Genomic DNA, 15,138 nt, shown 5'->3' with positions numbered 1-15,138 from the left:
TAATGAATCAAGACGTTGCATTGAATCTTCGGCTGTTGTGCAGCTATTACAAATCGATCAGTGATGTAACTCAACGCTTGGGGATCAGTCGCTCGCAATTTAATCGTTATTTGAGTGGGCGACACCGCCCAGCGGCCAATACATTAAGACGTATTTGTGAGTTTTTTGATGTGGCAGAATATGAGCTACAGCTACCCCATGAGCAGTTCCAGCAGTTAGTACAGCACAGCCCTCGACAAGACAGCTTGGTAAGTGGTCAGCCAGAGCTTGAGCATTTAAAAATGCTGATGGACAAATCTAGCCCAGAATTAGACAAATATTTGGGCTACTATTTTGAATATTATTACTCCATGAGTAACCCGGGTAAGGTGCTTAAGTCCTTAGTGTGCTTTTCAAAAGTGGAGGATAAAATTCTCTATCAGCGTACCGAGCGCTTAGTGGAAGCCGGTGAGCAAAATCAACAAGTCTGTCATTGTAAATACCTAGGCGTGGCGCACTTTTTGTCTGATCGTATTTTTATGACGGACTATGAATCCTTAACCGTTAATGAAATCACCCAAACCATCCTTTATCCAACCTTTAAGAACCGAATTCATTGGCTGCATGGCTTACGCATGGGAGTTTCTTCTAACGATGAACGCATGCCTTGCAGCGCTAGAGTTTCCATGGAGTTTTTAGGACAAGAGATTTCATTGCGCAAAGCCTTAGCAGAATGTGGCTTTTATGCCCCAGATGATCCAGTTTTAGAACCTTCATTGCTAGAGATGATCAATAACCAAGGACACAACGAGCATTGGCAATTTCGCGCCAAGTAAGTAAGGACTGCCTAGTATAAATGCTTACTGCCCAGCACGAGACGCTCTAATAAGCCAGTTACGCGGGGTGATATTCTTCTCACAAAAGCCTCCTATCTCGACTTGATAGTCCTGCTCTTGTAAATAAAGGGCTCGGTCTAATACTAGCCAGTGCTCAAGGGCGGGACGGAACAATTGGCTAATGGCTTCGAGCTTTTGAACCACTTGGTAGCGCTGTTCTGCAACCTGTTCAAATTGGCCAAAACCTAGGGTATTCACATATTGGCTTAGGCCTTTGCATTCTGCCGCCCATTGGCAGAAGCCTGCGAACCCCTGCGCGAGTAAGGCTTTTTGAATTGAGGGTAATGGCAGGTATTCGTCTATGCCTCGAGCTTGTCGTTGCCAAGCATCAAAACCCAATCGGTAGGTGAGTTCTTGCTTCTTGAGGCGCTTTTCTCTCGCCCCTGCAGTCACTACTTCTTTCACCGCTAATTTTAAATCGGCTTTACGTATACTGAGCTGTGAATGCCTTGCCACGGTGGCAGATAAAGGCTGGTAAGTGTCATCTTTGGTTAACTGGTAGCAACAAGGAGACAAACATAAATTGGGCACTTTGGCCAACGCAGCTTGGGTGAGTAAGGTGCGGTGTAAATCCCCACAGGCATGCAAGGCCACCGCACAATCGGTACTGGCAAGGGCGGAAACTCCCTGTTGCTTTAACACATCGGCGTGCTGAAAAGTTTGCGGAAGTTTCAGTTTGGCGGCCTGTTGCTGGCCGTCCTCACAAAGAGTTTTTTGCCACTCTAAACTGACAACACCCTGCCCTGTTTGATAGGACAATAGTTTCCCCAAATGCCCTTTACCGGCACACCATTCAACATAGTTTTGCGCTTTGGGAGTACGTGCCACAAAGGCTTCTATCTGTTGCCATTTGCGCCCTTTAATACCCGCCGCGAGGTAACTAGGCGGGGGCGTATAAGCCGCCACTTCGCTAATAGGTTGAGGGCCTTGCCAAGCTTGCAAAGCTGATAGGCTCGGCAAAAATTCACAAAGAGTATTCAGGCCACATTGATCTTCCAGATCCGCCAATTCTAGGCCATCAAGATACTGACTCAATTGAGGGTATTGAGTCTGCCAAGGGTTCGTTAGGCTAGCAAAGGAGTCGAACTGCCATAGGGCTCGATGCTCGCTCAAGCAAGCATCGAGGGCTAAAAAGTCTTTATGAAAGCAAGCCATTAGCAGTGTGTTATTTAGGCTGGTCTTTATTATCGCTAGACTGAGCGTCTATCTGTTCTGCCAGTCGTGCTATTTGGCTCTGCAATTCACCGATCTGAGCCACGAGCGCTTGATGATTGTTCTCTTGGGCGTCGTGCTCTTTGGCGGCGGTTTCTTGGGTCATCACATCTAACACCACACCCACCATCATGTTTAAAAACACAAAGGCGGTTAAGAAGATAAAGATAATGTAGAAGATCCAGCTTAATGGGTAGACCTCCATAGTTTCGTACATGACATAGTTTTTATCGGGGAAATATTGTAAACTAGGGAGTGAGTGAATGAGTAAAGACCCCATTTATAAAGAGTTAAAGTGTATGCATAGAGGCATGTTAACAAAAATATCGTTAACATGCCTCTATGCATAGTAAAACTTAATCTAAGAGATCTCAATCTGTTAACCAAAATTTTATCGCATACAGAGATCAACGACACATCAAAGAATTTGCGGTAAATCATAACGAACATATCTATAATCATGACTTTCTATTATCTTCAAAGATTGGCTGAAAGAACCATGTACGATGCTGTAAAAATCAAACTAAACAACCTCAAAAACAATAAAATTTTCGAACTGCTAGTTGTAGCAGTCATCATTATTTCTGCCCTTGAAATAGGAGCAAAGACATTTGAGCTACCTGATACAGCGATATCGTTCACGAGCATCTTAGATGCCTTCATCACAATCTTCTTTCTTTTTGAATTAACTGTTCGATTTGTGGCTGATGAAGATAAGAAGGCCTTCTTTAAAAAAGGATGGAACATCTTCGATACATTGGTAGTGATTGTTAGCCTTATACCGATTGACAACTCTGAGATGGCACTCCTTGCTCGACTAGTACGAGTATTCCGTGTTCTTAGGATGGTCTCTGTTGTTCCAGAACTAAGAATTTTGATCAACTCATTAATAAAGGCGCTACCACAATTAGGATATGTGGTTCTTCTGATGTTTATCATTTTTTACATCTACGCGGCGATTGGTAGCTTTCTATTCAGTGAAATCAATCCATTTCTTTGGGAAGACATTGCTATCTCAATGTTGACATTGTTTAGAGTTATGACTTTTGAGGACTGGACCGATATTCAATATGAGACCATGGAAGTCTACCCAATGAGCTGGATCTACTATATGTCATTTATCTTCTTTACCGCATTTGCGTTCTTAAATATGGTAATAGGTATAGTAGTTAATGTGATGGAAGAAGAGCATCAGGCAGAAAGAGCAGAAAAGGAACCTTCACTTAGCGATCTACAGCAAGAACTTAAGGAAATTAAAGCAATACTGTCAGAGTCGCAGAAGAAATGATTCGAAAAGACTTTTAAAAGAGCTATTGCGGAGACTAAGAGTAACCTGGTGTTTAAATGATTCAAACATGCTTAATGTATTTTCATAAGATCCATAAAATTTTAATTTGTCAAACTATACACAGATACCCAGGCTAAATATGAAAAAACAACAAGGTTCTATGCCTTTTTCACTAGACGACATTTTAAATGATCAACGAATTCAAAGGCTATTTTCAGAGAAGCATTCATGTGCTCTACAGCTATGGGTTCTACGTATAGAAGGTAACAACTATGTTGAAAACAGAATCATTTATGGGCGTTTACTACCCTATAGTTTTTGCAACAACTCATGGTCCTTTAGTAACGATGACAATTCGAAGGCATTCGAAGGCTATAGAGCCCAAGTCAAAAAGTTCAACATATATTTAGATGGCAAAACAGCTAAAAGTGTCGTCGAAAAACTTTGTTCCGGTGAAACTCTTCGCGGTATTAGTGAGAAATGTGAGCTACGTTTTAGACAAAATAAGATTGCTGATCTCTTTGGGGACACTAAACTGTCTCAAGATAAACTCGCGTTTAAACCTATTACTTATTTAATCAATAAAGATGCCCACCCTAGTAATTCAATTGGGAGCCCTCATGCTGGCGCTGGGGCTTTTAGCGCATCTATTGTCCAATGTAATAAACAGGAACTATTTAGTGTCCAAGAAAACTACAACATTGATCTAACTTCAATGGTTATTGATGAATTAAATCAAGACACAGGGTTAAAGTTTAGAGAGCATGATTTATCTCGATTTGGTGACATCGAACTCATGTTCTTCCCTTCCATTGATGATAAAGAAAAGCCATTGAGAAACATTCAATGGTCTGATGATAAGAAAGAAATTTATGTAAATATAAGTCCAGCTGAACTTGATCAACACACTCAATTTCAATTCAATTTACGCCTTGAAAACAATGGTCAGCTTCTTTACTCATCACTCAAAACTGCAATTCAAGATGCTAGCGGAAGGCATGAGTGTACGTTTAATGTCGATAGTAAACTCAACTCGATTATAGACTCGATGTCTTTAGATATCTTCGGGGCTACAGATAAGCAAACGGGCGAATTTACGCTTTATGACCGCTGGACAACGTACTTCATTAGACAGGTGAATTACCAGATTCATGTAGACAGCGACTTTTCTGAGTCGAATAAGTTTGATTGGTTAGAGAAAACGGTAACTCAAAAGATGTCAGACCGCGTTGCGAAGGTTTTGTCGATAAATAATAACACCCCTACTACAAGAAATACTATTACAAACCGAAAAACAGATCCTTGGGTTCCAATCAACCGCTCCTTAAGCAAAGCATTCAAACTGATTTATCCCGAACAGTCAGACGGAGCTTTCTTTCCTCGGTGGGGGATGAGCTCAGGGGAAGGTAGACTTCAATTCACTGAATGGTTTAAAGAGCTCGCACAATCTAGTAAAAGGCACTCAATTACAATTTTCGACCCTCATTTTGAAGATGTAGGACTAGCTCTAATACTGTTCAGTTCAACACATGACTCCGACTATACTATTTTTAGAACAAACAACCATACAAAAACTAGAGGAACTGAAGCCTTATTAAAAGCATGCTCTCATAATCAAAAACTAATGCAACAAAAGAACATTAATATTTATGGTGTTAGTGATGGTAACCTACATGATCGTTACATATTAGTGACGGATAATAAAGGTCTACCAGTAAAAGGTTATCATTTATCAAACTCCCTCCAAAGTGTAGCCGAAAACCATCCTTTACTTATTACACCAATCCCAATGGATGTCCTGTATAAAGTAGTCGAGTATAAGAAAAACTTACTATCTAATTCTAATAAAAAAGTATCTCATCTCTACAACTCAAAAATACATGAGTCAAAGCTCGTTAAACCCAATAAAGGTGATACTTTTTTTGACAGTGATTTTATAGGCGATATCTTATCTCACTGGTTTAAAGAGCCAACACTAAAAGGGCTAAAAGAAAATGATCTAATCAATAAACTTAAGGATTTAAAATTATACAATGATAATTTCCCTAAAAACATAGACCCAAATGGATTGAAGTCATTTATTAATTCCATTGATTTCGATAAAATTGATTTTAGCCCATACTGGGAAGTCATTGGAGAACTTTTATCTCAAATAGAACTTAGTTGTTACGATACAAAATATTTTTCAAATAAACCGAATTTCTTGAATTCACTGTCTGGGATCTTAAAAACGACATTTAATAGAGAAGTTGGTAAAAGTACTAATCATGAATTATCTTTGATCTCCCCTAGCTATTTCAAAAAGACATTATCCGATTTTCTGCACAGTTCGGCAGCCCCTCATAACTTCTCCATGGGAGTTAAACAATCGCTTCTTACATGGAGTGAATACTACTGCGTCAAATATCTATGGACATACGATCCCGTTTCATTAATTAAGTTAGTTGATACTCAAGCTATGGAGCTTACTAACGAATTTAACGATTCCGATAAAATTCGCTTGTCTGTTTTAGAGCAAATTCTACGAAACATTTGCTTTTCTATTGAAGCTAGACTGACAAGCGAGCTACAAGTTACAGCTCTTTTAGGTAGCAAAAATGATTTTTTCAAATGGCTAGCATGGTGTGAATTAGACTACCGAGTAGGCGAAACTAGTAACCTTAACATAATTAAGAACTTGCCGAGAGATGAGCAATGCACCTTTATAAGTTGGTTAATCAATCGCTACTCGACCATTAAACAAGATACCAATTTAATCAATAAGCTTGTAGAAGAACTTCATCAACTTCTTCCAGAAAAATTAGACCTAACTATTCTTAGAGGTATGATTGATTCATTACGAGGGCATATGAAACAGCTCTCTTGGGCTGAACCTTGGATCTCACGTAACGTTATAGCCCCTTTAATTGACAAAAAAAGAGTTACATTTGAAGACGCGAGCCAAATTTGGCATGAAGAACTTGTTAATTTACTGGAACCTGCTAACTCAATGAAGATAAATAGGTTTAACTTTGACCGAGAAGGAGAAGTAACCAAAATTGCAGCATGGTTATTTGCTAATAGCTCACAAGAATATCAGAAGAAGTGTCTAAAAAATCTAAATCAGATCCTGAGAAAACAAAAACAAGTTATTCAACAACCATTGGCTAACACTGCTAATTGGTCTAACTGGAATAACGCTCTAAAGGTATCTTTATGGATATGGCTATTTACTGAGTGGTGTCGATATTACAATTCAATCAATGGGAATGATAACAGTCAGAAAATAGTAGAACTTTATGACACTGCGAAAGAGCTAGCTTTAATAAGACCTGAGTCCGAATTGCTACAAGACGAAATATTCCTTCAGATAAACAAGGTAGCTGAACAGAAAGGAAGCCACATTGATTGAAGCTCATAATAGGGCGTTCGACGTAAAGTCTTATGAAGCTCCTCTTACAACCTAATGGGTGAACCATCTTATTACCAGATAAAACTAGGGCTTAAAATTAATTAACGAGCCTGATAATGTAACAACGATTTCAATACACTAATCGGATCTAAATCGTGAGATGACGACCTTTCTGAATAATTTAACAAACAGCAAGAGAAGGCATGAATAGCTATAAATCTTAGATATCTATAGTAACCTCAGGTGAATTTTCACGCTGTTCTACGACTTTTTCTAAGTCTAAGTCTTCCAACTTCTCCAGTTCAGTGATTAATGCTTTCTTGGAAGTATCATCTAAACGAGAAATCAAACACGCCAATTCAGCACTTAGGTCGTCCTCACACAAAAAATAGTTCAGCGGAACATTGAGTTCTTGAGCGATTCTTCTCAGCGTTTCGAGATCAGGCGAATGCCGTCCCTTCTCATAGTGGTTCATACGACCGCTGGCAGAGCTTTCGTCCATGCCGATCTTTATCCCAAGCTCTTTCTGGGATATGCCGATTTTCTTACGAGCTTGTTTAAGCCGTAGTGGTATTGGGTTATCTGACAAAATAGTTTCATCTTTAAAGTCTCATGTACTTAGATTGTCTAAGTTTTACTTATTTCTGTATACTTAGCAATCCTAAGTATTTAGTTTTTGAGACACAAACATGACATCCAAACCATTTTCTTTGAATAAACAGTTCAAAGAACTTTTACAGCGCGTGAAAGGAACCAGCATTAGACGAAAAGATCTCATTCAATTAGCATCCAGTACAACTGAGCTAGATATAACCCAATCAACGAGACTGGTAGCAAGGAACGTTAACAGGCTAACATCTGAAGGTCTCCTAAATGCCAGTGGAGAGCGTAATGCCCGAACTTACCACCTAACTTCTGAATTGATTTTAATGCTAAGCAGAAGCTCTCATGAGCAGTCTGGCGAAGAAACTATCAAAATAAGTCAAAGCTCAAATGAAGTGCATCTTCTGGATGAAGAAAAGAAAGCCAATGCTGAATTAAAACTACTGTTGGGGGAGATTGATGCTTATCAGGAGTATTTAGGACTGTTTCCACATAATCGACCTGCTATTGTAAAACTGCTTAATGAGTCGAGAGAAAAAGCGACAAAGTTCTACGGCCGATTAAATGCCATAAAAAAAATTATTAAATCAACTCAATCTGAGAGGTGTGTGTAATGCTTAGGGAATGGCAAGAACAGTGTCTCGCTCAGGCAGTAACATCTTTTAAGAAGCGCTCTCAATTCTTAGTATTGGCTTCACCTGGTGCCGGTAAAACCCTGCTTGCAGCGCATATTGCAAAAGATCTTATTAACAATGGCGATATCGACTATGTAGTATGTTTTTCTCCTTCTCGAATCGTTTCACAGAGCATCGAAGAAACATTTGAGAAAACATTGAAGCGCAAGTTGAATGGAAGACTTGGAGCAATCGGAACATCACGTACTTATCATTCACTTAGCAACTCAGCTGAACTAATCAATGATCTTGCGGCCACTAGAGTCTTGGTCATTTTTGATGAAATACATCACTGTGCGGGCGACGGAAACTCTCCAGCTAACGCATGGGGAATGCAACTTTTATCGACGATACAACATTTAGCAACTTATACGTTGTCACTTACTGGCACACCTTGGCGCACTGATACGCTTCCTATTTCATTCGCTAAATACTCAGATCCAGAAGGTAACATTATGTGTGACTACTCGTATGATCTTGTTGATGCAATAAAAGACAAGGTCTGTCGGAAGCCTCAAATTACCGCAATTGATATTGAAAAAGTTACAGTGAAAGGAGTAGATAAATTTGAAACCTACACCAGCTTGCAGTCATTGCTAAGCGAAGGAGAAGTAAGTTATCAAGCTGTGATCAGACACCCTGAAGTCATCAAGCATTTACTTTCATTAAGCATTAATCAGCTGAATGCTCTTAGAAAAAACTCACCTAATGCAGGCGGATTAATAGTTGCATCTTCATACGAACATGCTTTACAGATTCAATCGATTCTATCAGACCAATTCAATAAAGAATCGACGTTAGTTTCCTATAGGCATGATGACTCCCCAGAGCTTATTAACCGTTTCCGCAAAGACAACAGCGAATGGATCATCAGCATCGCCATGATCAGTGAAGGGACGGACATACCAAGGTTGCAAGTCTGCTGTAGCCTGACTGATGTAACTACTGAACTATACTTCCGTCAGATTCTTGGACGTATCATACGAATGACCAAAGATCAGCCACCTGTCGCTGATATGTACATGCTGGCAGAGCCAAACCTAGTGGAGTTCGCAGAACGACTGAACAAAGCAATTCCAGGTACCTACAACTATCAAAAAACTGAAGAATTGCTCAATAGCATAAACACGCCAGTATCAAAAAATAGCAATAACCAAGGCTCTTGTGCAGATAGCGTATTACAGTCTGAAATAGACCTTGATGAGTTTATCTTGAGTGATAGTCATGAACTATTGAAATTAACAATTCTAAAAGAGCTTACGATGTCGTCATTCAAATCGAAAATCATTTCTTACTATTTATAGGTGCATTCTCAGATCAAAGTCTTGGCTTTTAACCAATGCAAAATTGTTTAGCATGCGCTCTTAACCCCCCTTATTTCACAGAGAGTCTCGATAGTAATATTTCCTTACAGCAGCAATGGTGCTGCTTAGTTAATAAAGGAAACATACCATGTCTCAATTCGAAAGTGACTACGAGCAAACTCAAGATGATATTGATAATCGCGCAGACCAATTAAACCCAAACAATGATTCGTATTGGCAGTCTCGTGGGGAAGAAGAACGACCTGAAAACTGGGAGGATCAATAATGACGACAAACAATCCGAATTGGCCAACTAAAAATGGTAGTGGCAACCCTTCAGGCAAAGGGCGAGGAAATAATCCACCTAAGAAATAGACTTATATACGGCCGCTTAAGCGGCCGTCTCTTTTTCTCTCAAATAGTAGGTCAAGTAGTTATCTGCGGAGTAGATTTCCTTAAGTATCCGCTGCTCATCATCTTTATACTTAACGAGCTGACGGTCTATTGCTTGGCAAATCAAGCAATAAATCAATAAAAGAAGTTGGTCTTCAAAAGCAAATTTTGAGCAAAATTTCTCTAGCGTTGCAAAGCTAGGTTTCGTTTTTCCTTTACGCCATTCTTTTAGACGTTCAACTTGAACTTCTAAGACAGTCCGGCCTGTTTCCGTACTTTCTTGCCGAATGGGTACACACTGAGCTAAGTCCTTAAAAGAAATATTAAGCTCAGTTTTGATAAAAGATATAAGTTTGCCAAAATAACATTTACCTTCTGATGCCAGAATTTTAACCAAAAAACTGTTATGTTGTTTAGTGCCTTCTTGATGAAGATGCTTCCAGTTGATGGCAACTAGGTCTAGAGCTGCAAATAAAGACAAATTGAAATCTTGCGTAAAAAAACCCATAGCTTCCAATTCGTCTTGGTTTGTTTCTATACTTTCGCCCAAAGCAAGCTTATCTAACCCGCTGATAACCAAATTTTGTTGTTCTGAGCTCAAAGCAGTTTTTTTGATAACTGGACGGTAAAAATTAGGGATTAGAGTAAGCATTTTGGGCTCATCTATTCCTCTATGGCTAGCAGCAAATGTGCGTTGAGGCTCAAATTCTATGCACCGTCTCTCAATAAAATCGATCAAAGGTTCTAAAAATCGCGGGGCTTGTTCTATAGATTGAAATTCAGCTAAAATTTGCTTAATTAGTATATCCCAAAGCAACTTAATATCATCTACCATTGACCCTGTGGGAATTAAATCATCAAGATTTAAGTTCAATCGATCCAATTGAGTGAAAAGAGGAGTAAGCGCCTCAACTGCTTTCTTTTCAGATATCCCCTTTCCCGATAAGTTATCAAGGCTGCGATCACTAACTTTCACCTCTTGCCCATGCAAGGTTGCAATAAATTTAATCTGTTTTCTAATAGAGGTTGAAAAACCAAATAGTTCTACGACCTCCTGAGGTGTTTTTATAAATGGATTTTTATAAATTATTGGTCTGATAACTACTTTTTCACTGCTCATTAGTTTGATCGCAAAATGACATTCAAAAAAAGGCTATAGCTCATTAGCACATGCCAGAAAAATATAATTACTAATTTAAAGTTTACCACCGACCCCCTTAAACTTTTCAACAAAAGCGGCAATTTTCTGAAAAACCGTTTGCTTCTGGGTTCGGTACTGTGGGTTCAATGGGCTAAGTTTGGGCAGCGCCTCATTAAGTGCAGTACCATTTTCAGAGGCGTACTCACGTTTGAGAGATGACGCAATATAACGTTTGGCAGCTTCTTCATTGAGCTTTTCAGACGCAATAATGGCATCGGCTTCGCGCTTCTGCTCAGCCTGGGCGAACTTGAAGAAGGCGTCGATAATGCTGGCTTTGTCATTGATCTCATCCAGGTTTGTCTGGTTAATAAAATCAACCACCAAGCTCTCTTTCGCTCTATTGCCAAGGCTACCACGAATCATACGACGAACTTCTTCAATCAAGCCTTCTTTGCTCTTGTTCTTCTTATTGTGGTCAAAGATCAGTTCAAGAATGTAGTCGAGGTTTATTTCTTGAGATTTAAGCAAATCAATTTCAAAGACCACATCGTCCCAGTCTACCAATGACTTTTCTTTGTCCTGACCTTCTTTATCACGTCGTAACCAGTCGCGGGTATCGTTGTAGGTAGAACGATAATCTTGGACAGCACGCTCGCTTGGCATATCAATGGTTTGCATTGCTTCGATGTCAGCATCGTTCAGATAATACTTTGATTTGAACTCTTCGACGGCTTGCTCATCACTGGTGTCTAAACTTTGCAGCGCTTTTAAACCAACAAATTCATCGTAGTTTTGTAAAATATTTTCTGCTTTTAGGTATTCACCAAACAGCTTGGCAAACTCTTTTTTATCTTGTTCTTTTTCAATATTTTCAGGGTTTGGAAAGCGTTCTTTAAGCTCTTTTACGATATCAACAAAACCTCGACGCGCTTGGCCAGTAGCAATATCTTCAAAGCCTTCCATGTATTCTTTGTAGCTCTTCTCCAACACCACGTTTTTGGTGTTTTTGTCACCAAACAAGGTGATGGCATCAATGGTTGCCTGCTCTAAGTCCCGGAAGGTCACAATATTGCCAAAGGTCTTGGTCGCATCATAAATGCGATTAGTGCGAGAAAACGCCTGCATCAAACCGTGATAACGCAAATTCTTGTCAATAAACAAGGTATTGAGCGTAGGCGCATCAAAGCCAGTCAAAAACATACCGACCACTATGAGCAGATCTATTTCTTGATTCTTCACGCGCTGGGCAAGGTCACGGTAGTAGTTCTGAAAGCCATTACTGTCCACGCCATAGTTAGATTTAAACATGGCATTGTAATCGTTAATCGCGGCGCTCAAAAACTCTTTCGCGCTGCTGTTCATCGCGCTAACTTCAAAGCTCTCATCTAAAATATCACCAATGGCGTCCTGCTCTTCATTGGCTGCAAATGAGAAGATAGTCGCAATTCGCAGAGGTTTACTTGTAGGTCCATTTTCGGCCTCGGCCTGCAATGTTTTGAAGGTTTCATAGTACGCTTTCGCTGCATCAACACTACTGACTGCAAACATGGTGTTAAACCCTTTGGCACCAGAATAGGCTCGATGCGTTTTCTGGTTAAAATGGTTCAGAATATACTGCGAGATTTCACGAATGCGCATCGGGTGTAAGAACGCTTTCTTGTTCTCCGCCGCACTAAGCTTCTTTTCATCCTGCTCAGTCTCGATGCTCTTAAATTGCGGACGAACATCGTTATAGTCCACTTTGAACTTGAGTACTTTTTCATCACGAATGGCATCAGTGATCACATAAGTGTGCAACTGCTGGCCAAACACGCTGCCCGTGGTTTCAGCACCCAAGGCATTTTCAGGGAAAATTGGAGTACCGGTAAATCCAAACTGGTAGTACTTTTTGAATTTCTTCTTCAGGTTTTTCTGCGCTTCACCGAACTGGCTTCGATGACACTCATCAAAAATAAAGACAACCTGCTTGTTGTATATCGCTAAATCGCTTTCGCTTTTGATTAAGTTGTTGAGCTTTTGGATAGTGGTGACGACAATCTTGTTATCGTCTTTATCCAGGTTGCTCTTAAGCCCTGCGGTGCTGTCTGAACCGTTCACACTATCAGGCGAGAACCGCTGATACTCTTTCATCGTCTGATAGTCGAGGTCTTTTCTGTCCACCACAAAAAAGACTTTATCGATACAGTCTAAATCAGTGGCCAAACGTGCCGCTTTAAAGCTGGTGAGTGTTTTTCCTGAACCGGTGGTGTGCCAAATATACCCGCCACTCTCGGTGTTGCTCCAATTCTTAGCGTTAAATGCGCACTTTATCTTCCATAAAATGCGCTCTGTAGCGGCAATTTGGTAGGGGCGCATTACCAGCAAAGTATTGCTGACATCAAACACCGAGTAACGCAAGATCACTTCAAGCAACGTCTCTTTCTGGAAAAAAGTGGCGGTAAAGTCTTTTAAATCCTTGATCAGTGTATTGTCCGACTTCGCCCAGTTCATCGTAAAATCGAAGCTGTTTTTGTCTCGCTTAGTTGTATTGGCAAAATAGCGCGTGTCGGTGCCATTAGAGATCACAAACAGCTGCAAGAACTTGTACAACGAGTTCTCTGCATTAAAGCTTTCTTTGCTGTAGCGATGTATTTGGTTAAACGCCTCACGGATCGCCACACCACGCTTTTTCAGTTCAATTTGCACCAAAGGCAAACCATTGACCAAAATCGTCACATCGTAACGGTTGGCATGGCTTCCTGTTTGCTCAAACTGCTTAATGACCTGCACTTTGTTACGAGCAATGGTCTTCTTATCAAACAGGTAGATGTTTTCGATATGGCCATCATCAAAGACAAAATCGAAAATATAGTCACTGTGCACCTTGCGAGTTTTATCAAGAATATTATCGCTAGGGGTGTTTAAGTATTGCTCGCAAAAGCGACCCCACTCGGCATCGGTAAACTCAACTTTATTGAGTGCTTGTAGCTGTTTTCGCACATTCGCCAGCATGGCGTCAGGCGTCGTTAGCGCAGGTAAATACTCATAACCCTGATTGCTTAAATCCTGAATCAGCTCGCGCTCTAAATCACCTTCGCTTTGAAAACTTTCGTTAACCTGCCATTCTTTAGTGTATTTATCTAACACAATAAAATTATTTGATTCAGCAACTGTTTTATACGTTGTCATTCATCTACATCCTTTTTCTTTTTGTAAGCCGTGGTGTGTTCCAAAATGGAAATAGCCACGGCGTCGCATTATTCAGTGACTTGCCAATGGCCGGTTTTATCTGAACCGACCCGAGTTAACCTGTCTTCTTTTTGTAGTTTGCTAATGGCACGGCCAATGGTTCTAACGTCTTTATTCAAGGTATCAGCGAGTTGTTGTCGGGTTAGCTCGGGCGTGCTACTGAGCAATGCTAAAATAGCCTCAGGCGTTTTAAAGCCCGTTACATTGATAAGGGTATTTACAGGGGCGTTTTCACCTTCTTTTAGGAGGGCGTTTACCGAGGCGTTTTGCGCGAGTGTTTGCTGAATAACCGACAACATAAAATGAATAAACGGCGTACTGTCTGCTTGGTTATCGGCCTGCTCTAGGACGTGATAATACGCTTGCTGATGGTCTTTAATCACACTTTCTAGCGGCAAGGATAAAAACAGCGGATGCCACTTGGATAAAATCAGCGTTTGCCATAACCGCTCCATACGACCGTTACCATCGGCAAAGGGGTGAATAAACTCAAATTCGTAATAGAATACACAACTGGCGATCAATGGGTGATCTTTTGTATGCGTGAGCCATTGGATTAAATCAGCCATTAAACCGGATACCTGATGGGCAGGCGGCGCAACGTGATGCACCACACCGCCTTTATGGATACCCACGACTTTACTGCGAAACTCACCCGCATTTACAAGAATATCTGACAGCATTAATCCATGAACTGTGAGTAAATCGTTAATGGTGCTAGGTGTAAAGGTAGGCAGTGCATCGTAAGCGGCAATCGCGCCTTTTACCTCGGCCAGCTCGCGCACGCTACCCAGCACAGATTTACCCTCAACAATGGCGGTGATTTGTTCTTCAGTTAAGGTATTGCCTTCAATGGCCAGCGTGCCAGTAATGGTTTTAATGCGGTTTTGCTTGCGCAGTTGCGGCGAGGCATTAAGGTGGCTGGCGTTTAACTCACCCACCTGCTGCCTGATTTGCGCCACAAAATTGAGAATCTCGGTGGTAATAGTAAACGGCAGTTGATAGGCCATTAGGCTGCCTCCTTATGCT

12 protein-coding genes are annotated in these 15,138 nt (G+C 40.6%); 6 read left to right on the top strand and 6 right to left on the bottom strand.

The features are described from left to right. Nucleotides 1–2: 2 nt before the first annotated feature. On the top strand, nucleotides 3–815 hold the full coding sequence (locus ACUM5Y_RS15250) for a helix-turn-helix domain-containing protein (protein ID WP_445977737.1): 813 nt from the start codon (nucleotides 3–5) through the stop codon (nucleotides 813–815). A 24-nt stretch (nucleotides 816–839) separates the two neighbouring features. Here the strand turns inward: ACUM5Y_RS15250 and ACUM5Y_RS15245 are convergent, their stop codons facing one another. Beyond that, nucleotides 840–2,030 carry a methyltransferase gene (locus ACUM5Y_RS15245; protein ID WP_445977736.1) on the bottom strand — a complete coding sequence of 397 codons (1,191 nt, stop codon included), beginning with the start codon at nucleotides 2,028–2,030 and terminating at the stop codon, nucleotides 840–842. 10 nt (nucleotides 2,031–2,040) lie between these two features. Continuing rightward, complete coding sequence (locus tag ACUM5Y_RS15240) at nucleotides 2,041–2,304, bottom strand: hypothetical protein (protein ID WP_445977735.1); 264 nt, start codon at nucleotides 2,302–2,304, stop codon at nucleotides 2,041–2,043. A 282-nt stretch (nucleotides 2,305–2,586) separates the two neighbouring features. Here ACUM5Y_RS15240 and ACUM5Y_RS15235 point away from each other — a divergent pair, with 282 nt between their 5' ends. After that, nucleotides 2,587–3,375: an ion transporter gene (locus tag ACUM5Y_RS15235; RefSeq protein WP_445977734.1), complete on the top strand. Its 789-nt coding sequence runs from the start codon at nucleotides 2,587–2,589 to the stop codon at nucleotides 3,373–3,375. Nucleotides 3,376–3,514: 139 nt separating this feature from the next. Next, a complete protein-coding gene (locus ACUM5Y_RS15230) occupies nucleotides 3,515–6,766 on the top strand; it encodes a VPA1262 family protein (RefSeq protein ID WP_445977733.1) in 3,252 nt (1,083 codons plus the stop codon). Nucleotides 6,767–6,986: 220 nt separating this feature from the next. Here ACUM5Y_RS15230 and ACUM5Y_RS15225 read toward each other — a convergent pair whose 3' ends face one another. After that, nucleotides 6,987–7,355 (bottom strand): helix-turn-helix domain-containing protein, encoded by a 369-nt coding sequence (locus ACUM5Y_RS15225; protein ID WP_445977732.1) that lies wholly within the window; start codon nucleotides 7,353–7,355, stop codon nucleotides 6,987–6,989. 100 nt (nucleotides 7,356–7,455) lie between these two features. Here ACUM5Y_RS15225 and ACUM5Y_RS15220 point away from each other — a divergent pair, with 100 nt between their 5' ends. The 3 genes from ACUM5Y_RS15220 (at nucleotide 7,456) to ACUM5Y_RS15210 (ending at nucleotide 9,633) form a co-directional block, all read left to right on the top strand. Continuing rightward, complete coding sequence (locus ACUM5Y_RS15220) at nucleotides 7,456–7,983, top strand: VspR family transcription factor (RefSeq protein ID WP_445977731.1); 528 nt, start codon at nucleotides 7,456–7,458, stop codon at nucleotides 7,981–7,983. Then, on the top strand, nucleotides 7,983–9,347 hold the full coding sequence (locus tag ACUM5Y_RS15215) for a DEAD/DEAH box helicase (RefSeq protein ID WP_445977730.1): 1,365 nt from the start codon (nucleotides 7,983–7,985) through the stop codon (nucleotides 9,345–9,347). Before ACUM5Y_RS15220 ends, ACUM5Y_RS15215 begins: the two co-directional genes overlap by 1 nt. A gap of 148 nt (nucleotides 9,348–9,495) precedes the next feature. Beyond that, nucleotides 9,496–9,633, top strand: a complete 138-nt coding sequence (locus ACUM5Y_RS15210) for a hypothetical protein (RefSeq protein ID WP_445977729.1) — start codon at nucleotides 9,496–9,498, stop codon at nucleotides 9,631–9,633. A gap of 105 nt (nucleotides 9,634–9,738) precedes the next feature. Here ACUM5Y_RS15210 and ACUM5Y_RS15205 read toward each other — a convergent pair whose 3' ends face one another. The 3 genes from ACUM5Y_RS15205 to ACUM5Y_RS15195 form a co-directional block, all read right to left on the bottom strand. Beyond that, the gene (locus ACUM5Y_RS15205) at nucleotides 9,739–10,860 is read right to left on the bottom strand and encodes a hypothetical protein (protein ID WP_445977728.1); all 1,122 of its coding nucleotides are present in this window, start codon (nucleotides 10,858–10,860) and stop codon (nucleotides 9,739–9,741) included. 75 nt (nucleotides 10,861–10,935) lie between these two features. Then, complete coding sequence (locus tag ACUM5Y_RS15200) at nucleotides 10,936–14,049, bottom strand: HsdR family type I site-specific deoxyribonuclease (RefSeq protein ID WP_445977727.1); 3,114 nt, start codon at nucleotides 14,047–14,049, stop codon at nucleotides 10,936–10,938. A gap of 68 nt (nucleotides 14,050–14,117) precedes the next feature. Continuing rightward, nucleotides 14,118–15,119: a Fic family protein gene (locus tag ACUM5Y_RS15195; RefSeq protein WP_445977726.1), complete on the bottom strand. Its 1,002-nt coding sequence runs from the start codon at nucleotides 15,117–15,119 to the stop codon at nucleotides 14,118–14,120. Nucleotides 15,120–15,138: the final 19 nt, after the last annotated feature.

The organism is Marinomonas dokdonensis (assembly GCF_052747885.1).
This window is presented reverse-complemented; position numbering and strand designations above follow the sequence as displayed.